Source organism: Streptomyces purpurascens (assembly GCF_045040895.1).
Classification (GTDB): domain Bacteria; phylum Actinomycetota; class Actinomycetes; order Streptomycetales; family Streptomycetaceae; genus Streptomyces; species Streptomyces purpurascens.
The window spans coordinates 7,860,818-7,883,223 of record NZ_CP108341.1; the positions used below are offsets into that span (position 1 = coordinate 7,860,818).

The following is a 22,406-nucleotide window of genomic DNA, read 5'->3' on the forward strand; positions in this document are numbered from 1 at the left end:
AGCAGTCAATCATTTGCACAACATCAGTTCAGGCCGTCCTCCGCGATCCGCAGCAGCAGCGCGTGCAGCGTCTCCCGCTCGGCCTCCTCCAGCGGGCCCAGCAGTTCGTTGGTTACCCGCAGCCCGGCCTCGTCGGTGTCGCGCAGGAACGCGCGGCCGCTCTCGGTCAGGACGACGATCCGGCTGCGGCGGTCGTCGGGGGAGGGGCGGCGCTCGGCGAAGCCCAGCTTCTCCAGGTCGTCGACCAGGCCGACGATGGCGCTCGGGTCGTAGCCGAGCCGGGTGCTCAGCTCGCGCTGGAGGGCGCCCTCGGTGGTGGCGAGGAAGCGCAGCACCGCGTAGTGGCGCAGGCGCACGCCCGACTCCTGGAGGCAGGCGTTGAAGAGCTGCCCCGAGCGCAGGCCCAGGCGGTAGAGCAGGTAGCCCGTGTCGGCGTGCAGCCCGCGCATCCACGGCTCGTGCGCGTCGATGGGCTTCGGGGTGACGTTCTGGCGTGCGATGGCGGGCTCCCTGTGCTCGTTGCGTCCTGGGATTCCAGCATCTCGCACCCGTGGGTCATCAACAACTATTGACGTCAACAATTATTGCTCTTAGCTTCGATCTCGAAGCCGCACCACCCGCATCAGCTCGTGAAGGGACCCACCCGTGCCCAGCATCGATCTCTCCGGCAAGGTCGCCGTCGTCACCGGCAGCGGCCGGGGCCTCGGCCTCGCCTACGCCCATGCCCTGGCCGCCCACGGCGCGTCCGTGGTGGTCAACGACGTCGACGAGGCCGTGGCCGAGGCGGCCGTGAAGTCCATCGGGGAAGCGGGCGGCAGGGCCGTCGCCGAGGTCGTCCCGGTCGGCACCTCCGAGGCCGCCGAGCGGCTGGTGAACCGCGCGGTCGAGGAGTTCGGCCGGCTGGACGTCCTCGTCACCAACGCGGGCATCCTGCGCGACAAGGTGCTGTGGAAGATGACCGACGAGGACTTCGACGCGGTGATCACCACCCACCTCAAGGGCACCTTCACCTGCGCCCGCGCCGCCGCCGTCCGGATGCGCGAGCAGGGCGAGGGCGGCTCGCTGATCCTGGTCGGCTCCCCGGCCGGACAGCGCGGCAACTTCGGCCAGACGAACTACGCCGCCGCCAAGGCCGGCATCGCGGCGATGGCCCGCACCTGGTCCATGGAGCTGGGCCGCGCGAACATCACCGTCAACGCGATCGTGCCGGTCGCGGCGACCGCGATGACCGAGACGATCCCGGCCTTCGCCCCGTACATCGAGGCCATGCGCGGCGGCGAGCCGCTGCCGGACTTCCTGCGCAAGGGCGAGGGCTTCGGCACCCCGGAGGACTGCGCGGCCCTGGTCCCGTTCCTCGCCTCCGAGTCCGCCCGGGGCATCACCGGCCAGGCCATCGGCATCGGCGGCGACAAGGTGGCACTCTGGTCGCATCCGCAGGAGATCAGGGCGGCGTACGCCGACGGCGGCTGGACCCCCGGCGCCCTGGCCGACGCCTGGCCCACCTCGGTCGGTGCCGAACCCCAGTCGGTCGGCATCCCGGCGCCGAAGTTCCCGGAGGCGTGATGGCCCCCTCGATGAACGCAGACGACCTCGTCGCGATCGACGTCCACACCCACGCCGAGGTGTCCTCCAAGGGCCACTCCTCGCTGGACGACGACCTGCACGACGCCTCCTCCGCCTACTTCAAGGTCGAGGGCAAGCGGAAGCCGACCCTGGAGGAGACCGCCGCGTACTACCGCGAGCGGAAGATGGCCGCCGTGATCTTCACGGTCGACGCCGAGTCCGCCACCGGTACCCCGCCCGTACCCAACGAGGAGGTCGCCGAGGCGGCCGCCGCCAACGCCGACGTCCTCATCCCCTTCGCCTCCATCGACCCCTTCCGGGGGAAGGCGGGTGTGAAGCAGGCCCGCCGCCTGGTCGAGGAGTACGGGGTGAAGGGCTTCAAGTTCCACCCCAGCATCCAGGGCTTCTTCCCCAACGACCGCTCGGTGGCGTACGACCTGTACGAAGTGATCGAGGAGACGGGCACCATCGCCCTCTTCCACACCGGCCAGACGGGCATCGGCGCCGGAGTCCCCGGCGGAGGCGGTATCCGCCTCAAGTACTCGAACCCCCTCCACGTGGACGACGTCGCCGCCGACTTCCCGCATCTGAAGATCATCCTGGCGCACCCGTCGTTCCCCTGGCAGGACGAGGCCCTGGCCGTCGCCACGCACAAGCCGGGCGTGCACATCGACCTGTCCGGCTGGTCGCCGAAGTACTTCCCGCCGCAGCTCGTGCAGTACGCGAACACCCTGCTGAAGGACAAGGTCCTCTTCGGCTCCGACTTCCCCGTCCTCACTCCCGACCGCTGGCTCGCCGACTTCGACAAGCTGACGATCAAGGAAGAGGTCCGGCCGAAGATCCTCAAGGAGAACGCCGCCCGCCTGCTCGGGCTGACGAAACCGTAAGGGGCGTGACATGCGCAACGAGGGACTGGGGTCATGGCCCGCACGCCGGGCCCGCAAGACCCCGCACCGCACCGCCCTGATCCACGGCGACACCACCCGCACCTACGCCGGCCTGTACGAGCGCACCACCCGCCTCGCCCACGCCCTGCGTGAGAGGGGCATCCGGCGCGGCGACCGCATCGCCTACCTCGGCCCGAACCACCCCTCCTACCTGGAGACCCTGTTCGCGGCCGGCACGCTCGGCGCGGTCTTCGTCCCCCTCAACACGCGCCTGGCCGGACCCGAGATCGCCTACCAGCTCGCCGACTCCGGCGCCAAGGCCCTGCTCTACGGCCCGTCACACGCCGGACTGGTCGCGGGACTCCCGGGCAGCACCGATGTGCGTACGTACGCCGAGGTGGGCGCCGAGTACGAGGAGGCGCTGGCGTCGGCCTCCGAAGAGCCCATCGACACACCGGTCACTCCGGACGACACCTGCATCATCATGTACACCTCGGGCACGACCGGCCGCCCCAAGGGCGCCATGCTCACCCATGGCAACCTCACCTGGAACGCGGTCAACGTCCTCATCGACCATGACCTGGTCACCGACGAACGCGCCCTGGTCTCCGCCCCGCTGTTCCACACCGCCGGCCTGAACATGCTGACGCTGCCGGTCCTGCTGAAGGGCGGCACCTGCGTCCTGGTCGAGGCCTTCGACCCCGACGCCACCTTCGACCTGATCGAGCGGCACCGGATCACCTTCATGTTCGGCGTGCCGACGATGTTCGACCAGGTGGCCAGGCACCCGCGCTGGCCGGGGGCGGACCTCTCCTCGCTGCGGATCCTGACCTGCGGCGGCTCCCCGGTCCCCACCCCGCTGATCGCGGCCTACCAGGAGCGCGGGCTGACCTTCCTCCAGGGCTACGGCATGACCGAGGCCGCGCCCGGCACCCTGTTCCTGGACGCCGAGCACGCCGTCAGCAAGGCGGGTTCGGCGGGTGTACCGCACTTCTTCAGCGACGTACGCGTCGTACGGCCGGACCTCGGCCCGGTCGACGTCGGCGAGGTCGGGGAGGTCGTGGTGCGCGGACCGCACGTCATGCCCGGCTACTGGGGACTGCCCGAGGAGACGGCCGCGTCCTTCGTGGACGGCTGGTTCCGCAGCGGCGACGCGGCCCAGGTCGACGAGGACGGCTACGTCCACATCGTCGACCGCCTCAAGGACATGATCATCTCAGGCGGGGAGAACATCTACCCCGCCGAGATCGAGGACCAGCTCCTCGCCCACCCGGACATCGTCGAGTGCGCGGTCATCGGCGTGGCGGACGACAAGTGGGGCGAGGTGCCGCGGGCGGTCGTCGTCCCCCGCGAGGGCTCCGCGCTCGACCCCGACGAGGTGCTCGCGTCGCTCGCGGGACGCCTCGCCAAGTACAAGATCCCGAAGTCGGTCGTCGTCGCGGACGAACTGCCGCGCACCGCCTCCGGAAAGCTCCTCAAGTCCCGCGTGCGCAAGCGCTACGGCACCAACTCCTAGCGAAGGACAGCTGTATGAGCATCACCGTCAACGGTCTCGACGAACTGAAGAAGCTCGCGGGCGGCGACCTCGGCACCAGCGAGTGGATCGAGGTCACGCAGGAGCGGATCGACACCTTCGCCGACGCGACCGGGGACCACCAGTGGATCCACGTGGACCCCGAGAAGGCCAAGGAGGGCCCCTTCGGCGCCCCCATCGCGCACGGCTACCTCACGCTCTCCCTCTTCATCCCGCTGTTCACCGAGCTGCTGGACGTCCAGGGCGTGACGACGAAGGTCAACTACGGCCTCAACAAGGTGCGTTTCCCCTCACCCGTGAAGGTCGGCTCCCGCATCCGGCTGACGGCCAGGCTCGCCGAGGTCGAGGACGTGCCGGGCGGCGCGCAGATCACCGTCGAGGGCGCCATCGAGATCGAGGGCGGCTCCAAGCCGGCGGCGGTGCTGCAGAGCCTGTCGCGGTTCTACGCCTGAGGCCGCGCGGGCACCAGGTCGAGCAGGCGTTCCGAGGCGTCGCGGGCGAGCGGTGACAGCCGGTCGTGCACGGACCGGAACGTCTTCTCGGCCTGGTCCGCCGGCCAGTCGTCCGGGAGGTGTTTGACGGGCAGGCGCGGATCGCGCCGGACGATGCCCAGCCACTCCGTCTGCAGCCGCAGCCGCAGCACGAGCGCGTCGTCGGCCTCCGGCAGGCCGTCCTCCCAGGGCTGCCAGCGTCGTACGAACGCCTCGTAGTGCCCGGCCAGGTCGGACAGCTCCCAGGTCTCCTCGATCATCTGGCCGATGTCCATGCCGGTGTCCGCGTGGGCCCGGAAGACCTTCACATGGGCGGACAGGCCGAGCTCGGCGACCAGTGCCGACACGTCGACCTCGCCCGGGGCGATCCACAGGCCGTTGAACAGCGGGCCGAAGCCGCTCCAGGTCAGCTGGGAGCGCAGGTCGTGGCGCTGGCGCTGCCAGGACTCGGGCAGGGAGAAGCCGAGCAGGGTCCAGGTGCCGTCCCAGTGCCGGTTGACGGCGCCGGTCTGCCAGATGCGCCGCTCGCCGTCGCGCAGCACCGCCGCCGAGCGATCGGTCAGCCCGAAGTACATCCGGCGGCCCTCGCGCTGGCGGCGCAGCAGGTCACGGCCCACCATGCGGGTCAGTGTCGAGCGGGTCGCCTGCTCGCCGATCCCGGCCCGGGCGAACACGTCGATGACGCTGCCCGAGTACACGCACACATCACGCCCGAGCACCTGGTCGCCCAGGAACGTGAGCATGAGGGACTGGGGCCGCAGCGACTCTTCACCGGTCACGCGGCCCACCGTACCTCCGCCGGATCGGTCCGTGACCTGCTGGTACCCGGGGTCAGGAACCCTCGACATCGACGAACACCGGGTTCGTATAGAACCACGTGTCCGCCCACGGGTCACCGTCCCCGGGCGCGTGCGGGACCGGCCCGTGCGGGTCGACCGAGGCACCGAGGTAGCCGGTGCCGTTCCGGTTGCCGTCGCTGCCGCGCAGCCGGACGTAGAAGGACTCGTCCCCGGCGGTGAGCGGGATGCGCAGTGTGTACGTGCCCTTGCGGCCGCTGACGTCCTTCGTGTGTACGACCTTGGTGTCCGGCGCCTTCCAGGTGTCCCGGTCGGTGACGGGGCCCCGCACCGCGCCCCGGATCACGTCGATGTGCCGGAGCTCGGGCAGGATGCCCTGCGCGTTGGGGCGGGAGGCGGTCGTGACGGTGACGTACAGGCTGATCCTCTCGCCCTTGCGAACGCGCAGCCGGCCGCCCAGGGTGACGCCGCGACCGGCGTCGCGGTCCCGCTTGACCCGGACGTCGAGCCCGTCGAGCAGATGCCCGTGGTCCAGCCAGACGCGGCCCGCGCGCAGGCCCGCCATGACCGCGCGGTAGCCGTAGCGGGTGACACCGACGTGGGTGCGACTGAACTGGCCGGGCCAGAAGTCGCTGCCGGGCTGCGGGGTGTCGGTGTTCACGGGGTCGGGGAGCTTGCCGGTGTTGTCGAAGTTCTGTCCGGTCGGCCAGTCGCCGTTCTTCCAGGTGTCGAAGACGGTCCGGTGGTTGTCGGAGTTGGTGGTGATCGAGAACAGTCTGCCCTCGGCGAGCAGCGCGTCCCACAGCCCGCCGACGGTCGCCGTCGCCCAGTCGAAGCCGCCGTACGTCAGGTAGGCGTCCGCCGGGTAGCCGGACCAGGACTGGGCGGACGGCTTGTTCTCGTACTCGCCGCGGATCGAGGTCGTGCCGCGCCAGCCGGGGATGGCGGCACCCTGGGCGCCGGGGGCACCCTCCATGCCGATCATGATCTCGGGAGCTGCGTCCCGCCAGTTGCGCAGCTCGTGCGGGGAGTCGATCCCGAGCCGCAGCGGGTGGTTGGCGAGCACGAGGACGTCGTCGACATAGCCCGAACGGCGCTGCTCGGCCAGCCACTTGATCGCCTTGACGGCGTGCGCCTCGTTGCGGGCCGTGTCGGTCGCGCCGGCCGAGCCCTCGGTGTAGTTGAGCAGCTTGCCGTCGTAGGCGAGCTCGAACCGCGTGAGCAGATCCACCTCGTGGGGGCCGGGCGCCGCGAACACCGTGCAGTGCTCGGCGGCCGGGATGTACCACTCCAGGCCCTGGAAGATCAGCTGACGCGGGTTCTCCGCACGGGCTTTGAGGATCTCCTTGTGCTCCAGCCGCGCGCCGTAGTAGGCGTGCCCGAAGTTGGAGTGCTCGTTGAACACCATCCAGTCCAGGCCGTACTCGGCGGCGGCTTTCGCCTGCTGGGAGAACGTGTACTTGGCGTCGTGGCTGTAGACGGAGTGGACGTGGTGGTCGCCCACCAGATACGCAAGCCGCGGGTCGTCGCCGCCGAGGCGCTGCGGTGAGGCCGCGGCGGGCACGGCGGCCGAGCCGAGGGTGAAGGCGGCGCCGAACAGGCCCGCGCGGCGCAGGAGTCCGCGCCTGGACAGGCCCTGCGGATCGAGTGCGGAGGGCGAGACGGAGGGGTCGGCCCAGTCGGGCAGCTGCTGCTCGGTCATGGTGATCCTCGAGAAGGGAGTCAGTGCGTCATGAAGGAGGTGACGGGCAGCGCCCGTTCGACGATGCGGACGTCACCGAGACGTCCGTGCAGGATCTGGTCGATCTTCCCGCCGTACTCGTAGCCGCCCAGCAGCCACGGCAGCCCCACGGAGGTGATGCCGACGGAGGCCGCCTTGGGGTTGCGGAGCACCGGGCAGCCCTCGACGTACAGCGTGCTGTGCTTGCCGTCGTTGACGACCGCGAGGTGCCACCAGGTCTCCAGCGGGGTCTCCTGGGCCCAGTTGGTGGCGATGCCCTGCTGGTTGAGCGGGCGCATCGCCCACTGCGGTTCACGGTCGTTGGACAGCGACAGTGTGGCCAGCGGCTCGTCCGGGTCGTCGGCGGTCTTGCCGGCGGCGCCGCCCGTGCCTGTGCGCGAGACCAGGCCCGACCAGGCGTTGTGGTCCGGGTCCCAGTCGGCGGGCAGACGGTAGAACGCCTCGATGGTGTAGCCGTCCCCGAAGGTGGCCGAGTTCAGCGGGGCGCCGTCGACCGTGCGCAGATAGGCGCCCTTCAGCGGCGACTTGAAGCCCTGGAACTCCAGGCTGCCGTGGCCCGGCTGGTCGGGGTGGTGGTCCGCCGACCAGCCCAGGGTGCCGCCGCCCACCGTGACGAGGGAGAGGTCGTTGCCCCGCCCGGACAGGTCGCGGACCGTGCCGTCGGCGGGCTTGTCGAAGCGCCAGTACGCCATCGTGCCGGGGACCAGCAGCTTCGCGGCGGGCCGGGCCGGCCGCGCGGGCACCGGGGCGAAGCCGGAGAAGCGCCGCTGGAAGTCGATCTCGACGGAGAACCGGTCGGCGTCGCCGCTCAGCTCCATCTCCTGCCGCTCCAGCTCGTTGAGCCCCTTCCCGGCCCGGCCCAGGATCCAGGGGGAGACCGTCTCCACGTCGATGACGTTCCGGTCCAGGTCGAAGCGGTAGAGGCGGATCATCGCCGCGCCGCCGAAGTAGCGGTTCTGGTAGTTCGTCAGATGCAGATGGACATCGTGCCCGGCCGCGTTCTTCCGCGTCGCGCGGGCGGCGGGCCAGTAGTGCCCGTTGAGGGTGAGGAAGATCTGGTCGTGCTCCTGGACCAGCTGGTCCCACAGCTGCTGCCCGTACTCCGACAGGGAGTCGTCCTCGACGACCAGTTCGTGCGTCGTGAGGATCACCGGCGTCTTCGGGTGCTTCGCCAGAACCTCCTTCGCCCAGGCGTAACCCTGCGGCGACAGCCGCCAGTCCAGCGCCAGCACCATCCACTCCCGGCCGCCCGCCGTGAACAGGTGGAAGGTGTTGTAGCCGTCCGCGGAGGCGCCGCCGAACGTCGGCTTCCCCTTGAACCGCCGCGGACCGAAGGCGTCCAGGTACGGCGTCGCCCCGCGCTGGTCGGTCGTCGACGACTTCACGTCGTGGTTGCCGGCCAGGACGCTGTAGCCGACGCCCCGCCGGTCCAGCAGCCGGAACGCCTCGCCGATCGCCGCGAACTCCTCCTTCGCGCCGTTCTGCGTGAGGTCCCCGAGATGCGACAGGAAGACGAGGTTCTCCTCCTTGCCGTGCTCCAGCAGATAGCGCAGCGACGCCTCGACCGGGGCCTTGTCGATGCTCGGCCCGTCGAAGAGGTACTGGGTGTCGGGCATCACGGCGAGCGTGAAGCGGCGGCTGTGCGGATCGGGACGCCAACTCGACGGCGCCGCCACGGCGGTGGCGGCCGGCAGCGCGGCCACCACCCCGGCGGTCGCGCCGAGCAGCGCCGTGGCACGAAGGAAACTGCGTCTTCCGGCACCGGCCTGGGGCGCCTCGCCCAGGTCGTGGTCATGCGAAGTGCACACGGGTGCTCCATGAGGTGACAGAGAAGAGAGGTGACAGAGAAGGGAGGGAAGAACTCAGAGAACGCGCAGCGTCCAGCTCCAGCGATGGACGCCGGCCGCGACGAGATAGGAAGCGAAGGTGTCGGGCCCGCACGACGCCGTGCCAAGACCGCGGTGCGCCGCGTCGAGGTGCACCACGCACCCGGCACGCGGCACCAGTTCGTCGTGATGCGCCGCCGAGGCGAGGTCGGCCGCGCGATGGCGGGTCACGGACACCTGGCAGGGCCGGTCCAGCCGCACCGCCAGCCCGGTGGCGTCCGGCGCGGACAGCGTGAACCGCCGTACGCCGTGCCGCCCACCGCTCTCCTGCGGCCGCAGATACGGCGTGAACAGCTCGTCCACCGGCAGACCGTGATGGCCGACGGGCGCGCCCGCGCCCCGGTCCGGATACGACTCCCAGGGGCCCTGCCCGAACCACTCGAGCAGGTTCAGCCCGGCGACCGTCTCGAAGACCGACCCGACCCGGGCCACATCGTCCAGCGCCTCGGGCAGCTCGGCGCTCTCCTCCACCAGCAGCCCGCCCTCGACGGCCGTGAACACCTGCTCGTGCCGGACGGTCCCGCCCGGGCAGAGATGGTCGGCGACGACGGCCACCCGTCCCGGGTCACGCCGTACGGCGACGACCTTCCGGGTGGGCGCGTCCAGCCCCCAGTCCCGCCAGCGGCCCGCCATGCCGCCCAGTTCGTCGTTGTCGGTCGGCGCCCGCCACAGGGACAGCGTGGGCGCGGCCGCCAGCAGCGGATGGACCAGCAGCCCGTCCTCGTCGACCTCCACCGGGCGGTTCGTGACCGGGGTGTGCCGCACCGGTTCCGCCGCCCGCAGCCGCACCTGCGGCAGGCACACGACCGTGCCGCGCGGCGCCCAGGCCTCGTCCCCGGCCGTCGTGACCCGCAGCGTCAGCCAGGCCTCGCCGCCGTCCTCCGGCAGCTCGAACGGCAGCGGCACGGCGGCCGTCTCGCCCGGCCGCAGATCGGGCAGCTCGGCGGGAGCGGTCAGCGTGCCACCGTCGGCGAGGGACAGCTCCCACTCGCCGGACAGCCAGTCCAGGCCCCGGAAGTGCTGGTGGTTGCCCAGGACGATGCCCTCGTGCCGGTAGCACTCGATCCGCACCGGCGCGGCGATCTCCCGGTGCTCGAACATCACGGGCTTGGGGGTGCGGTCGGGGAAGACCACCCCGTCGGCGATGAAGGCGCCGTCGTGGTCGCTCTCCCCGAAGTCGCCGCCGTACGCCCAGCGATGCCCGGGCGCGGCGACACCGTTGTCATAGAGCCCGGCGCCCCCACGCCCGGCCGGTCTGCCGTCGTTCACACGCTGGAGGATGCCGTGGTCCCAGAACTCCCAGATGAACCCGCCCTGAAGACCCGGGGTGGCCTCGATGGCCTCCCAATGGTCGGCCAGCGTGCCGTTGCTGTTGCCCATGGCGTGCGAGTACTCGCACTGGATGAGCGGCTTGGTCTGGGTCCCGGACATGGCGTGCGCCAGGCACTCCTGGAGGGGCGCGTACATCGGGCAGGCGATGTCGGAGGCCAGGTCCGGATCGGCCCAGCCCAGCTTGGCGGCGCCCTCGTACTGCACCGGGCGCCGGGCCGGGTCGTGCCGGCGTACCCAGCCCGCCGCCGCGTCGTGGTTGGCGCCGTAGTCGGACTCGTTGCCCAGCGACCAGATGATGACGGAGGGGTGGTTCTTGTCCCGCAGCACCATCCGCGCGACCCGGTCGACGAAGGCACCCAGATAGCGCGGATCGCCGGCGATCTCGTGCGCGTGGTCGTGGGACTCGAGGTCGGCCTCGTCGACGACGTAGAAACCGAGCTCGTCGGCCAGGTCGTACAGGGACGGGTCGTTCGGGTAGTGCGCGGTGCGGATCGCGTTGAAGCCGAACCGCTTGAGCAGGACGAGGTCCGCGCGCATGTCGTCGTAGGACACCGTCCGGCCGGTCAGCGGATGGAAGTCGTGCCGGTTGACGCCCCGGATGAACACGCGCTCGCCGTTGACCAGCAGGTCCCGGCCGGAGATCTCGACGTCACGGAAGCCGATCCGGTGGTGCGAGGTGTCGGCGACCGTGCCGTCGGCGCGGTGCAGCCGTACGGTCAGCCCGTACAGCTCGGGCGTCTCGGCACTCCAGGTGCGCACGTCCGGTACGGCGGTCCGCAGCCGGGCCTCGCCGAGGAAGTCCGAGACGCGCTCGTCCTCGGCGTTGGCGCGGTCGAACTCCGTGTCCTGGGTGAGCAGGTGCCCGTCCAGCTCCCCGCTGACGTACCAGCCCTCGGGCAGCGCCCCGCCCGTGTCCCGCACCCGGCAGTCCACCCGCAGGTCGCCGTCCCGCCGGGCCCGCACGGCCACGTCCGCGAGATGCAGCGGGTCCCGCGCGTACAGCAGCACCGAGCGGGTGATCCCGCCGTGCCACCAGTGGTCCTGGTCCTCGATGTGCGACGCGTCCGACCACTTCACGACGGTCAGGCGCAGGGTGGCCCTCCCCCAGCCTTCGGCCGGGGGGACCCCCATCTCGCTTCGCCCGCCGGGGCGCAGCACCGGCGTCAGGTCGAACTCGGCGGCCAGATGGGAGTCCTTGGAGATCCCGACCGGCCGCCCGTCCACATGCACCAGCAGCACGCTCTCGGCGGCCCCGACCTGGAGCACGATCCGCCGCCCGGCCCACTCGGCCGGCACGTCCACCGCCCGCTCGTACACCCCCGTCGGATTGGCCGCGGGCACCTGAGGCGGGAACTCGGCGAACGGCATGCGGATGTTCAGGTACCGGGGAAGGTCGTCCGTCCCCTGCATGGTCCACACGCCCGGCACATACGCCGACGACCAGACCTCCCCGGGCGGGGCGTCCGGCGCGGGCAGCAACTGGAAGCGCCAGTCGCCGTCCAGGGAAACGGCCCCGGCCCGCCGGTCGACGGCGTTCATGGGCAGCCGCCCCCAGGAGGTCACCTCGGGTGCCTCCCAGGGGCGCAGGGCGATCAGGGGATCGAGGGGTGCGTCGTTCATGACCATTCTCGGAGTCGGTGCGGTGGGCCTGGGCAGGACACGGCCCCGCAGGCCCCAGGCGGGGTCGACGGGGATGCCGAGACGGTCCAGGACGGTGGGGGCGATGTCGATGAGACGGGGCGCGTCGAGCCGGATGCCCGCCGGGCCGCCGGGCTCGGCGAGGATGACGAAGACCTCCCGCTCGGCACGCGTGTCACCGCCGTGGCCGCCGGAGTCGAGGTGACCGTGGTCCGTCGTCACCAGCACGGTCCAGCGCTCCCCGGCGCGTGCCGGGTTCGAGCGCCGGGCGTCGATCGCCTCCAGCAGCCGTGCGAGGTGCGCGTCCTGGGCGAGGAGGGCGCGATCGTAGGCGGGGGAGAGGGGGCCCGTGGCGTGGCCCGCCTCGTCGGTGGCGCCGAAGTAGACGAACACCACGTCCGGGTCGTCCTCGGTGAGCCAGCGTGCCGCGGTGTCGGCGACGCGGCGGTCCGCGCTCGCGTAGCCGTCGGACTCGCCGTCGTAGGACACCCGCCGGCCGATCGCGGGGCCCAGGACACCGCGGCGGACCAGCTCCGGCCAGGACACCGCGGCCGCGGTGCGCAGACCGGGCCTGGCTGCCACGGCGCGGCTCAGGAAGTCGGGGTGGCGGGTGTAGTCGGCGCCGGTGAAGTCGTTGCCGGTCACCCCGTGACGGTCGGGCCACACCCCGGTCAGCACGCTCGACCAGCCCGGCCCGGAGTCGGTGTAGGCCATGCTGGTCGACGGCCCGTTCCCGGCCTGGCCGTCGGCCTCCCCGTAGGGCAGCAGGCTCGTGCCGTGGGCACCCGAGGCCATCAGGCCGTGCAGCACGGGTGCCGCGGACGCGGAGAGGGCCAGCCGGTCGAAGCGCAACCCGTCCATGCCCACCACGAGCACCTTGCCGTACGCGTTCGCGTCGCCGTCCGCCACCGCCTGCCCCTCTCTTCTCTCGTGCTCGCCGCACGGCCTGTGCCGAGCGGGTCAGGTGCCCTGCACGGCCCCTTCGGTGGCGCCCGCGATGAACCCGCGGGCGAAGATGGTGAACACCACGACCAGCGGAATCGACGCCATGAGCACACCGGCCATGACCATGCTGTAGTCGGTGGTGTGGCCGACGTGGAGCTGGGCGAGCGTCACCTGGAGGGTGAGGTGGCTGGGGTCGGTGAGCACGACGAGCGGCCAGATGTAGTCGTTCCAGGCACCGACGAAGGCGTAGATGGCGAGGAAGGACAACGCGGGCTTGATCATCGGCAACACGATGTTCCAGTACTGGCGGAAGAACCCCGCGCCGTCGATGCGCGCGGCGTCGAGGAGTTCGTCCGGCACGCCGTTCTCGATGTACTGGCGCAGCCAGAAGATGCCGAAGGCGTTGGCGAGGGCGGGCAGGACCAGCGCCTTGAGCGTGCCGACCCAGCCGATGTCGGACATGAGGATGAACTGCGGGAGTACGGCCAGCTGGAGCGGCAGCATCATGAACCCCACCAGCATGGCGAACAGCACCTTGCGTCCGGGGAAGTCGAACTTGGCGAAGGTGAAGGCCGCCAGGGAGTCGATGAACAGGACCAGGACGGTGGTGACGGTCGCGACGACGAGGGTGTTCACCATCGACCCGAAGAAGTCGATGGTGTCGAGCACGTGCCGGACGTTCTCCAGCAGGTGGGAGCCGAAGGTCAGCTTCGGCGGGCTCTTGTAGATGTCCTCGGTGGTGTTCGTCGCCATGACGATCGTCCATACGAACGGGAAGACCGAGATCAGCACGGCCAGGCCGAGGAATATGTGCGCGGTCAGCCCCTTGGGGCGCCGTGACCGCCTCTTGACCACTGCGGTCATGACTTCCTCCCGCGCTGGACGACGCGCCAGTTGACGACGACCAGCAGCATGATCAGTACGAAGAAGGCCCACACGATGGCCGCGCCGTAGCCGTAGTCGTTGTTGACGAAGGCCGACTGGTAGAAGTACAGCAGCGTGGTCAGGCCCGCCTGGCCCGGGCCGCCGAGGTTCGGGTTGGCGGCGTTGCTGCCGAACAGCACCTGGGGCTCGCTGAAGCTCTGCAGGCCGTTGATGGTCGAGATGACGACCGTGAACAGGATGATGGGCCGCATGATCGGCATGGTGATCTGGAAGAACGTGCGGATGGGCCCGGCTCCGTCCAGCCTGGCCGCCTCGTAGATCTGCGTGGGGATGGCCTGGAGGCCGGCCAGATAGATGATCATGTTGTAGCCGGTCCACATCCAGGTCATCAGCAGCGCGATGACCAGTTTGATCAGCCACGGATTGCTCATCCACGGGACGGGTGAGATGCCGACCGTGCCCAGAATCGCGTTGACCAGACCGAAGTTGTTGCTGAACACCGCGCCGAAGAAGATCGACACGGCGACGATCGAGGTGACGTTCGGCAGGTAGAGGGCGATGCGGTAGAAGCCCTTGAAGCGCCGCACCGAGTGCAGCAGCGTCGCCAGCACCAGGGCGCCGAACAGCGTGGGGACGGTGGACAGGACCCAGATCACCAGGGTGTTGCGGATCGACATCCAGAAGATGGGGTCGTCCCACAGGAACCGGAACTGCTGCAGGCCGACGAACTGGATGGTGCCCATGCCGTCCCAGCGCTGGAAGGCCAGGTACAGCGAGTAGAAGACCGGGAAGAACGAGAAGGCGCCGAAGATCAGGAAGAAGGGGGAGATCGCCAGATACTGCCGCCAGTGGGACAGCACCCCGCGACGCCTCGGCCGCAGGGAGCCCGCCGGCGGCGTGCGCCGGGGGCGGAAGCGGGCCGGGACCGGCCCGCCGTGGCGCCGGGGCACCGCGGCGGGACCGGTGACCGGAGGTGACGCCATCGCTCAGCTCACCCCCTGGCGACGGGCGATCTGCTTGGCCTGGCTGACCGCGTCCTTCCACGCGTCGTCGGGCTTCTTGCCCTTGGACTCGATGCTGGTCAGCTCGGTCATGAACGGAGCCATGACGGCGGCGTCAGCGGGTGCCTCGTAACTGGCCGGTATGGCCTTGGCGGCCGGGCCGAACACCTCGATGACCTTCTGCCCGCCGAAGAAGGGGTCGCCGCCCGTCATGGCCGGCATGGCGTACGCCGCCGGCGCGGCCGGGAAGATCGCGGCGTCGGCGAAGCCGCGGGCGTCGTTCTCCGGACTGAGGATCCAGCTGATGATCTTGAACGCTTCTTCGGGGTTCCGGCACTGCTTGGGCAGGGCCAGATAGGAGCCGCCCTGGTTGGCCGGTCCGCCGGGCATCGCGCAGACCCGCCACTTCCCCTTGGTCTTCGGGGCCGCCTGCTCGATGTCCAGCGCGTGCCAGGCCGCGCCGAGTTCGGTGCTCAGGCTCTTGCCGACGGCGGCGTTCCAGCTGTTGTCGTTGATCTTGGCGTCGAGACCGAGGGTGTAGGGGCGGACCGCCGTGGTCCACGCCTTGCGGATGTGGTCCTGGTCGCCGATGAAGTGGTTGTCCTTGTCGATGAACCGCTCGGTGCCCTGCCCGACCACCATGTTGAACACCGAGCCGATGTTGTTGACCAGGTAGGTGCCGGACACCTTCTCCTTCAGCTCGGTGCCGAGCGCGAAGTACTCCTCCCAGGTCCCCGCCCGGGCGGCGACCTTGTCGGGGTCGGTGGGCAGCCCGGCCTTGTCGAACAGGTCCGCCCGGTAGAAGAGCGCGGTGGGGCCGATGTCGATCGGGAAACCGATCTGCTTGCCGTCCTCGGTCCGGGCGAGCTTGGTCTTCCAGTCCAGGTACTGGGACGAGATGTCCTTGAAGCCCAGGTCGTTCAGGTCGAGGAAGCGGTTCGCGTTGGGCAGGAAGGACGCCATGTCCTCGCCCTTGATGCCGGTGATGTCGGGCACGGAGGTACCCGCGGCGAGGGTGGTGGTGAGCTTCGACTTGAAGTCGCCGCCGATGGAGGCGACGGTCAGCTTCACCTCCTTGCCGAAGTGCGTCTTCGCCTCGGCGACCACCTTGTCGCTGAGCGCGCCTCCCCAGTACCACAAGGTGAGGTTCTTGCCGTTCTTGCTGCCGGCCGAATCCGAGCCGTTGCCGCATGCCACGGTCAGACCGGAGGCGGCCGCGGTGAACGCTGCGGCCTGGAGGAAGCGTCTGCGGGAAAGGTCCACGGGTCACTCCTGTTGTTGCTGTTCGACGTGGAGAGGGGTGCGGGGATCAGTGCCGCCGTTCGGATGCGCGTGGGCCGACGGACGTGTGAGGGGCCGGCGGGGTGAGGGGGGCGTACGCGACCGCCGGCCCGGGGTCCGCCGGGAGCCGGTCGGCCAGGAAGCCGTACGACCGCTTCAGTTCGGGATCGGTCAGGGAGTGCCACCAGCGGTGCACGCCGTACCAGCCGGGGGCGGCCAGCGCCCCGCCGTGGTGCCCGACGGACAGCCCGGCCGCGAGCACCGCGAACCGCAGCCGTTCCGCCAGCGGCCAGCCGCCGAGCGAGGCGGTGACGAAGGCGGCGCCGAAGACGTCTCCGGCACCCGTCGCGTCGAGCACGTCGACGTCGAGGGCGGGCACGTCCGCGTACTCGCCGGTGATCTGGTCGACGGCCAGTGCGCCGTCCCCGCCCCGGGTGACCACGGCGACCGGCACCAGCTCGGACAGCGTGCCGAGCGCGGCCACCGCGCTGTCGGTGCGGGTGTAGGCCATGGCCTCCGTCTCGTTCGGGAGGAAGGCGTGGCACAGGGCCAGCTGCTCCAGGAGAGCGGTCGGCCACTCCTGGGTGGGGTCCCAGCCGACGTCGGCGTAGACCTGCGTGCCGTTGGCGGCGGCCTTGGCGAGCCACTCGCGCGGTTCGGCCTCGAGGTGGACGAGGGCGGTGCGTGCCGCGGGCGGGTCGCCCATCAGCACGTCCTGCGAGTACGGCGGCTCCTGGCCATGGGTGAGCAGGGCGCGGTCGTGGCCGAAGGCGACGGAGACGGTGACCGGGGTCGGCCAGCCGTCCGCCGTCCGGGAGAGCGAGAGGTCGATGCCCTCCTGGTCGCACAGGACGTCACGGCAGTGTTCGCCGTAGAAGTCGTCGCCGAACACGGTGGCCAGGGAGGTCCTGAGGCCGAAGCGGGAGGCCGCCACCGCGAGGTTCGCGATGCCTCCCGGGCCGCAGCCCATGCCCTCGGTCCAGATCTCCTCGCCGGGCGTCGGCGGCTTCCCGAGCCCCGTGAGGACGAGGTCGTAGAAGAGCAGCCCGGTCAGCAGCACATCGGGCCGGTCGTCGTCCACGGATGTGTCCTCTCGCTCGAGTTCGACGGAGATCGTCAAAACTCTTCATTTCCGTGACCGGAATCGTGCGCCGCTCGGAGAGATTGGTCAATACCCGAGCAGAACTGAGCATGGAAATGATTGAAGATGACGAGTAGTGTTCCGGCCGTGCTGGCAGAACGACGACACCAACTCATCCTGCGGGCCCTTCGCTCCGGAGGCCCCGCGGCTGTGACCGACCTCTCCGAGCGGCTGGGTGTGAGCCCCGCCACTATCAGGCGTGACCTGGTCAAACTGGAAGAAGACGGTCTTCTCACCCGCGTCCACGGCGGCGCCGTCGTCGAGGAGGGCGACCAGCCCTTCGCCGAGGTCGCCGAGGTGCGCGTGTCCGAGAAGGACGCCATAGCCGAGCGCGCCGCGGCGCTCATCGAGGACGGCCAGTCGGTCCTGCTGGACATCGGGACCACCGCCTACCGCCTGGCCCGGCAACTGCACGGCCGCCGGCTCACCGTGATCACCAGCAACCTGGTGGTCTACGAGGAACTCGCCGACGACGAGGGCATCGAACTGGTCCTGCTCGGCGGCATGGTCCGCCGCGAGTACCGCTCCCTGGTCGGCTTCCTCACCGAGGACAACCTGCGCCAGCTGCACGCCGACTGGCTCTTCCTCGGCACCAGCGGAGTACGGCCCGGCGGGCAGGTCATGGACACGACGGTCGTGGAGGTGCCGGTCAAGCGCGCCATGATCAAGGCCAGTGAGAAGGTCGCCCTGCTCGCCGACACGGCGAAGTTCCCCGGGCACGGGATGGCGAAGGTCTGCGGTCCCGAGGACCTGGACGTGGTGGTGACGAACGCGCCGGTCGACACGGCGACGCGGGCCTCCCTTCAGGAGGCAGGCGTCGAGGTCGTCGTGGCGGGAAAGGTGCAAGCGTGAAGCTGACGATTCTGGGCGGCGGAGGATTCCGCGTACCGCTGGTGTACGGGGCGCTCCTCCAGGACCACGCCGAGGGCCGGGTGACACACGTCGTCCTGCACGATCTGGACGCCGGACGGCTGTCGGCGGTCACCCGTGTCCTCGCGGAGCAGGCGGCCGGCGTCCCCGACGCGCCCGAGGTGAGCGCCACCACCGACCTGGACGAGGCCCTGCGCGGCGCCGACTTCGTGTTCTCCGCGATCCGCGTCGGCGGCCTGGAGGGCCGCGCGAACGACGAACGGGTGGCCCTGGCCGAGGGCGTCCTCGGCCAGGAGACGGTCGGCGCCGGCGGCATCGCCTACGGCCTGCGCACGGTCCCGGTCGCCGTCGACATCGCGCGGCGGGTGGCCCGGCTCGCGCCCGAGGCCTGGGTCATCAACTTCACCAACCCGGCCGGCCTGGTCACCGAGGCCATGTCCCGCCACCTCGGCGACCGCGTCATCGGCATCTGCGACTCACCCGTAGGCCTCGGCCGCCGCATCGCGCGCGTGCTCGGCGCGAACCCCGAGGAAGCCTGGATCGACTACGTCGGTCTCAACCACCTCGGCTGGGTGCGCGGTCTGCACGTCGCCGGGCGTGACGAACTCCCGCGCCTGCTCGGCGACCCGGATCTGCTCGGCTCCTTCGAGGAGGGCAAGCTCTTCGGCGTCGACTGGCTGCGGTCCCTCGGCGCGATCCCCAACGAATACCTGCACTACTACTACTTCAACCGCGAGGCCGTACGGGCGTACCAGCAGGCCGAGAAGACCCGCGGCGCCTTCCTGCACGACCAGCAGGCCCGCTTCTACGCCGAGATGAAGAACCCGGACGCCCCCGCCCTGAAGGTCTGGGACGACACCCGCGCCGAACGCGAGGCCACCTACATGGCCGAGAACCGCGAGACGGCGGGCGCCGGCGAACGCGACGAGGACGATCTGTCCGGCGGCTACGAGAAGGTGGCCCTCGCCCTGATGCGGGCCATCGCCCGGGACGAGCGCACGACCCTGATCCTCAACGTCCGCAACCGGCGCACCCTGTCGGTCCTGGACACCGACGCCGTCATCGAGGTCCCCTGCCTCGTCGACGCCAACGGCGCCCACCCCGTCACCGTCGAGCCGCTGCCCGACCACGCCACCGGACTGGTCTGCGCGGTCAAGGCCGTCGAGCGCGAGGTGCTGTCCGCCGCCGACTCCGGCTCGCAGGCGAGCGCCGTGAAGGCCTTCGCGCTGCACCCGCTCGTCGACTCCGTCAATGTGGCCCGCCGGCTGGTCGAGGGCTACACCGAGGTCCATCCCGGGCTGGCGTACCTTAGGTGAGCGCGGATCGGTAAGCGCTTTCCCTCCCCGCTCTTCCCGTTTCTGGAGACACTTCATGCACGACGAACGCAGCCGCATCGAGGAGCGCGTGCAGCGCCTTCACGACCAGCGCATCAAGGCCGCGATCTACGCGGACACCGTCCCCTTCGAGGTGGAGGCCTGGCAGGCACCGGGGGAGCCGGTCCCGTTCGAGGAGGCCGCCGCCGCCTCGTACGAGCCCTTCGCGATGGGCACCCCGTGGGGCCCGCCCTGGGGCACCACCTGGTTCCGCATGCGCGGCCAGGTGCCCGCCGAGTGGGCCGGCAAGCGCGTCGAGGCCGTCATCGACCTCGGCTTCGTGGGCGACTGGCCCGGCAACCAGGCCGAGGCCCTGGTGCACCTCACGGACGGCACCCCGCTGAAGGCCGTCAACCCGCTCAACCAGTACGTGGCGATCGCCAACCCGGCGACGGGCGGGGAGACGGTCGACTACCTGGTCGAGGCCGCCTCCAACCCGGACATCCTGGCGGACAACTTCTCGAAGATCACCCCGCTCGGCGACAAGCTGACCGCGGGCGACCAGCCGATCTACACCTTCCGCAGCGCCGACATCGCGATCCTCGACGAGGAGGTCTGGCACCTCGACCTCGACGTCCAGGTGCTGCGTGAGCTGATGCTGGAGCTGGGCGAGCACGACCCGCGCCGGCACGAGATCGCCCACGCGCTCGACCGGGCGATGGACCTGCTCGACCTGGACGACGTCTCCGGCTCCGCACCCGCCGTCCGCGCGGCGCTCCAGCCGGTCCTGTCCCGCCCCGCCCACGCCAGCGCGCACACCGTCTCCGGCGTCGGCCACGCCCACATCGACTCCGCCTGGCTCTGGCCGATCCGCGAGACCAAGCGCAAGACGTCCCGCACGTTCTCGAACGTCACGTCCCTGGCCGACGAGTACGACGACTTCATCTTCGCCTGCTCCCAGGCCCAGCAGTACGAGTGGGTGCGCGACAACTACCCCAAGGTGTGGGCCCGCATCCAGGAGTCGGTCAAGAAGGGCCAGTGGGCGCCGGTCGGCGGCATGTGGGTCGAGGCCGACGGCAACCTGCCAGGCGGCGAGGCCGTCGCCCGCCAGTTCATCCACGGCAAGCGGTTCTTCATCGAGCACTTCGGCATCGAGACCAAGGGCGTGTGGCTGCCGGACTCCTTCGGCTACAACGCGGCCTACCCGCAGCTCGCCAAGCTCGCCGGGAACGAGTGGTTCCTCACCCAGAAGATCTCCTGGAACCAGACCAACAAGTTCCCCCACCACACCTTCTGGTGGGAGGGCATCGACGGCACCCGCATCTTCACCCACTTCCCGCCGGTCGACACCTACAACGCCCGCTTCAGCGGCGAGGAGATGTCCCGCGCGGTCCGCAACTACTCGGAGAAGGGCGGCGCCAGCCGCTCCCTGGCCCCCTTCGGCTGGGGCGACGGCGGTGGCGGCCCCACCCGCGAGATCATGGAACGCGCCCGCCGGCTGGCGGACCTGGAGGGCTCGGCGAAGGTCGTCGTCGAACACCCCGACGAGTTCTTCGCCAAGGCCCGCGAGGAGTACCCGGACGCGCCCGTCTGGGTCGGCGAGCTCTACCTGGAGCTGCACCGCGCCACCTACACCTCCCAGGCCCGCACCAAGCAGGGCAACCGCCGCTCCGAGCACCTCCTGCGCGAGGCCGAGCTGTGGGCGACGACGGCCGCGCTGCACGCACCCGGGTACGCGTACCCCCACGAGAAGCTGGACCGCCTCTGGAAGACGGTGCTGCTGCACCAGTTCCACGACATCCTGCCCGGCTCCTCCATCGCCTGGGTGCACCGCGAGGCCGAGGCCGAGTACGCCCGCGTGGCCGGTGAACTCAAGGAACTCACGGCCGAGGCCCTCGCCGCCCTCGGCGCCGGCGGGCCCCGTGCCTTCAACACGAGCCCCTACGACCGCGCCGAGGTGGTCCGCACCGCCGACGGCGCACCGGCGTACGTGGAGGTGCCCGCGAGCGGCTCCGCACCCCTCGCCGACGCCCGGCCCCCGCAGCCCGTGACGGTGAGCGGCCGGGTGCTCGACAACGGGCTGGTCCGCGTGGAGATCGCCGAGGACGGCACCCTGTCGTCCGTGCGCGACCTGCGCGCCAACCGCGAGGTCCTGGCCGACCAGGGCAACCTGCTGCGCCTGCACACCGACCTGCCCAACTACTGGGACGCCTGGGACATCGACAAGCACTACCGGAACCGCTACACGGACCTGCTGGACGCCTCGTCCGTCACGGTCGTCGAGCAGGACCCGCTGGTCGGCGCCATCCGCGTCGAGCGGTCCTTCGGCAAGGGCTCCACGATCACCCAGACGATCACCGTCCGCGCCGGCAGCCCCCGGATCGACATCGAGACGGACATCGACTGGCACGAGACCGAGAAGATCCTCAAGGCGGCCTTCCCGGTCGACATCCGCGCCCCGCACTCCTCCGCCGAGATCCAGTTCGGCCACATCCAGCGGCCCACCCACACCAACACCAGCTGGGAGGCGGCCCGCTTCGAGGTCTCCGGCCACCGCTGGGTGCACCTCGGCGAACCCGGCTACGGCGTCGCCGTCATCAACGACTCGACGTACGGCCACGACGTCTCCCGCACGGTCCGCGAGGACGGCGGCACCACGACCACCGTCCGCCTCAGCCTGGTCCGCGCCCCGCGCATCCCGGACCCCGAGGCCGACCAGGGCCGCCACCGCTTCACCTACGCGCTGCTGCCCGGCGCGAGTATCGAGGACGCCGTCGCCGAGGGCTACGCCCTCAACCTCCCGCTCCGGGTGGCCGAGACGGCGGGCGCCCCCGCACCGGTCGTCTCCGTCGAGGGCGAGGGCGTGACCGTGGAGGCGGTCAAGCTCGCCGACGACACCTCGGGCGATGTCGTCGTACGGCTCTACGAGTCCCGCGGCGGCCGCGCCCAGGGCGTCCTGCGCACCGGATTCCCGCTCGCCGGCGCACAGATCACCGATCTGCTGGAGCGGCCCCTGGAGGACGCGGACCTCGCCGACGGCGAGGTCTCCGTCACCCTGCGGCCCTTCCAGATCCTCACACTGCGTCTGCGTAGGGGCTGAC

16 protein-coding genes and 1 pseudogene are annotated in these 22,406 nt (G+C 70.7%); 7 read left to right on the forward strand and 10 right to left on the reverse strand.

Translation table 11 applies throughout. The annotated features are described in order from the left end of the window. Positions 1-23: 23 nt before the first annotated feature. A complete protein-coding gene (locus OHU35_RS35725; protein ID WP_189726318.1) occupies positions 24-449 on the reverse strand; it encodes a MarR family winged helix-turn-helix transcriptional regulator in 426 nt (141 codons plus the stop codon). 196 nt (positions 450-645) lie between these two features. Here OHU35_RS35725 and OHU35_RS35730 point away from each other — a divergent pair, with 196 nt between their 5' ends. Genes OHU35_RS35730 through OHU35_RS35745 form a run of 4 tightly spaced genes read left to right on the forward strand, consistent with a single transcriptional unit; the run spans position 646 to position 4,436 of the window. Beyond that, on the forward strand, positions 646-1,563 hold the full coding sequence (locus OHU35_RS35730) for an SDR family NAD(P)-dependent oxidoreductase (protein WP_405508257.1): 918 nt from the start codon (positions 646-648) through the stop codon (positions 1,561-1,563). A gap of 11 nt (positions 1,564-1,574) precedes the next feature. Next, the gene (locus OHU35_RS35735) at positions 1,575-2,450 is read left to right on the forward strand and encodes an amidohydrolase family protein (RefSeq protein ID WP_184588271.1); all 876 of its coding nucleotides are present in this window, start codon (positions 1,575-1,577) and stop codon (positions 2,448-2,450) included. A 10-nt stretch (positions 2,451-2,460) separates the two neighbouring features. After that, positions 2,461-3,966 carry a long-chain fatty acid--CoA ligase gene (locus OHU35_RS35740; RefSeq protein ID WP_189726101.1) on the forward strand — a complete coding sequence of 502 codons (1,506 nt, stop codon included), beginning with the start codon at positions 2,461-2,463 and terminating at the stop codon, positions 3,964-3,966. Positions 3,967-3,980: 14 nt separating this feature from the next. After that, the gene (locus OHU35_RS35745) at positions 3,981-4,436 is read left to right on the forward strand and encodes a MaoC family dehydratase (RefSeq protein WP_189726100.1); all 456 of its coding nucleotides are present in this window, start codon (positions 3,981-3,983) and stop codon (positions 4,434-4,436) included. Here OHU35_RS35745 and OHU35_RS35750 read toward each other — a convergent pair. The 9 genes and pseudogenes from OHU35_RS35750 to OHU35_RS35790 all read right to left on the reverse strand — a co-directional run bounded on the left by OHU35_RS35750 (position 4,427) and on the right by OHU35_RS35790 (position 17,062). Further along, positions 4,427-5,254, reverse strand: a complete 828-nt coding sequence (locus OHU35_RS35750; RefSeq protein ID WP_405508260.1) for a PaaX family transcriptional regulator C-terminal domain-containing protein — start codon at positions 5,252-5,254, stop codon at positions 4,427-4,429. The two genes, OHU35_RS35745 and OHU35_RS35750, sit on opposite strands and share 10 nt — an antisense overlap. A gap of 52 nt (positions 5,255-5,306) precedes the next feature. Beyond that, positions 5,307-6,974 carry a PHP domain-containing protein gene (locus OHU35_RS35755; protein WP_405508261.1) on the reverse strand — a complete coding sequence of 556 codons (1,668 nt, stop codon included), beginning with the start codon at positions 6,972-6,974 and terminating at the stop codon, positions 5,307-5,309. Positions 6,975-6,994: 20 nt separating this feature from the next. After that, positions 6,995-8,821, reverse strand: a complete 1,827-nt coding sequence (locus OHU35_RS35760; protein WP_189726097.1) for a LamG-like jellyroll fold domain-containing protein — start codon at positions 8,819-8,821, stop codon at positions 6,995-6,997. A gap of 54 nt (positions 8,822-8,875) precedes the next feature. After that, on the reverse strand, positions 8,876-11,851 hold the full coding sequence (locus tag OHU35_RS35765) for a glycoside hydrolase family 2 TIM barrel-domain containing protein (protein WP_189726317.1): 2,976 nt from the start codon (positions 11,849-11,851) through the stop codon (positions 8,876-8,878). A gap of 9 nt (positions 11,852-11,860) precedes the next feature. Beyond that, positions 11,861-12,778 (reverse strand): annotated as a pseudogene (locus OHU35_RS35770) (alkaline phosphatase family protein); the annotation flags it as partial. A gap of 51 nt (positions 12,779-12,829) precedes the next feature. Further along, on the reverse strand, positions 12,830-13,678 hold the full coding sequence (locus OHU35_RS35775; RefSeq protein WP_189726096.1) for a carbohydrate ABC transporter permease: 849 nt from the start codon (positions 13,676-13,678) through the stop codon (positions 12,830-12,832). Next, complete coding sequence (locus OHU35_RS35780) at positions 13,675-14,559, reverse strand: sugar ABC transporter permease (protein WP_359890305.1); 885 nt, start codon at positions 14,557-14,559, stop codon at positions 13,675-13,677. Before OHU35_RS35780 ends, OHU35_RS35775 begins: the two co-directional genes overlap by 4 nt. Before the next feature lie 126 nt (positions 14,560-14,685). Beyond that, a complete protein-coding gene (locus OHU35_RS35785) occupies positions 14,686-15,963 on the reverse strand; it encodes an ABC transporter substrate-binding protein (RefSeq protein ID WP_189726095.1) in 1,278 nt (425 codons plus the stop codon). Positions 15,964-16,009: 46 nt separating this feature from the next. Beyond that, the gene (locus OHU35_RS35790) at positions 16,010-17,062 is read right to left on the reverse strand and encodes a carbohydrate kinase family protein (protein WP_189726094.1); all 1,053 of its coding nucleotides are present in this window, start codon (positions 17,060-17,062) and stop codon (positions 16,010-16,012) included. A gap of 147 nt (positions 17,063-17,209) precedes the next feature. On the opposite strand from OHU35_RS35790, the gene OHU35_RS35795 reads away from it, so the two are divergent. From OHU35_RS35795 to OHU35_RS35805, 3 genes are read left to right on the forward strand one after another with little or no spacing between them, the layout of a single operon-like run. Continuing rightward, positions 17,210-17,974, forward strand: a complete 765-nt coding sequence (locus OHU35_RS35795) for a DeoR/GlpR family DNA-binding transcription regulator (protein WP_189726315.1) — start codon at positions 17,210-17,212, stop codon at positions 17,972-17,974. Next, positions 17,971-19,308 (forward strand): 6-phospho-beta-glucosidase, encoded by a 1,338-nt coding sequence (locus OHU35_RS35800; RefSeq protein WP_189726093.1) that lies wholly within the window; start codon positions 17,971-17,973, stop codon positions 19,306-19,308. Before OHU35_RS35795 ends, OHU35_RS35800 begins: the two co-directional genes overlap by 4 nt. A 55-nt stretch (positions 19,309-19,363) precedes the next feature. After that, positions 19,364-22,405 (forward strand): glycoside hydrolase family 38 C-terminal domain-containing protein, encoded by a 3,042-nt coding sequence (locus tag OHU35_RS35805; protein WP_189726092.1) that lies wholly within the window; start codon positions 19,364-19,366, stop codon positions 22,403-22,405. The last annotated feature ends 1 nt before the right edge of the window (position 22,406 follow it).

Bases quoted from the DNA above. Each gene is read 5' to 3' on its own strand.
- OHU35_RS35725 (WP_189726318.1), bottom strand. From the start codon at position 449: ATGCGCGGGCTGCACGCCGACACGGGCTACCTGCTCTACCGCCTGGGC.
- OHU35_RS35735 (WP_184588271.1), top strand. From the start codon at position 1,575: ATGAACGCAGACGACCTCGTCGCGATCGACGTCCACACCCACGCCGAG.
- OHU35_RS35740 (WP_189726101.1), top strand. From the start codon at position 2,461: ATGCGCAACGAGGGACTGGGGTCATGGCCCGCACGCCGGGCCCGCAAG.
- OHU35_RS35745 (WP_189726100.1), top strand. From the start codon at position 3,981: ATGAGCATCACCGTCAACGGTCTCGACGAACTGAAGAAGCTCGCGGGC.
- OHU35_RS35755 (WP_405508261.1), bottom strand. From the start codon at position 6,974: ATGACCGAGCAGCAGCTGCCCGACTGGGCCGACCCCTCCGTCTCGCCC.
- OHU35_RS35765 (WP_189726317.1), bottom strand. From the start codon at position 11,851: ATGAACGACGCACCCCTCGATCCCCTGATCGCCCTGCGCCCCTGGGAG.
- OHU35_RS35775 (WP_189726096.1), bottom strand. From the start codon at position 13,678: ATGACCGCAGTGGTCAAGAGGCGGTCACGGCGCCCCAAGGGGCTGACC.
- OHU35_RS35805 (WP_189726092.1), top strand. From the start codon at position 19,364: ATGCACGACGAACGCAGCCGCATCGAGGAGCGCGTGCAGCGCCTTCAC.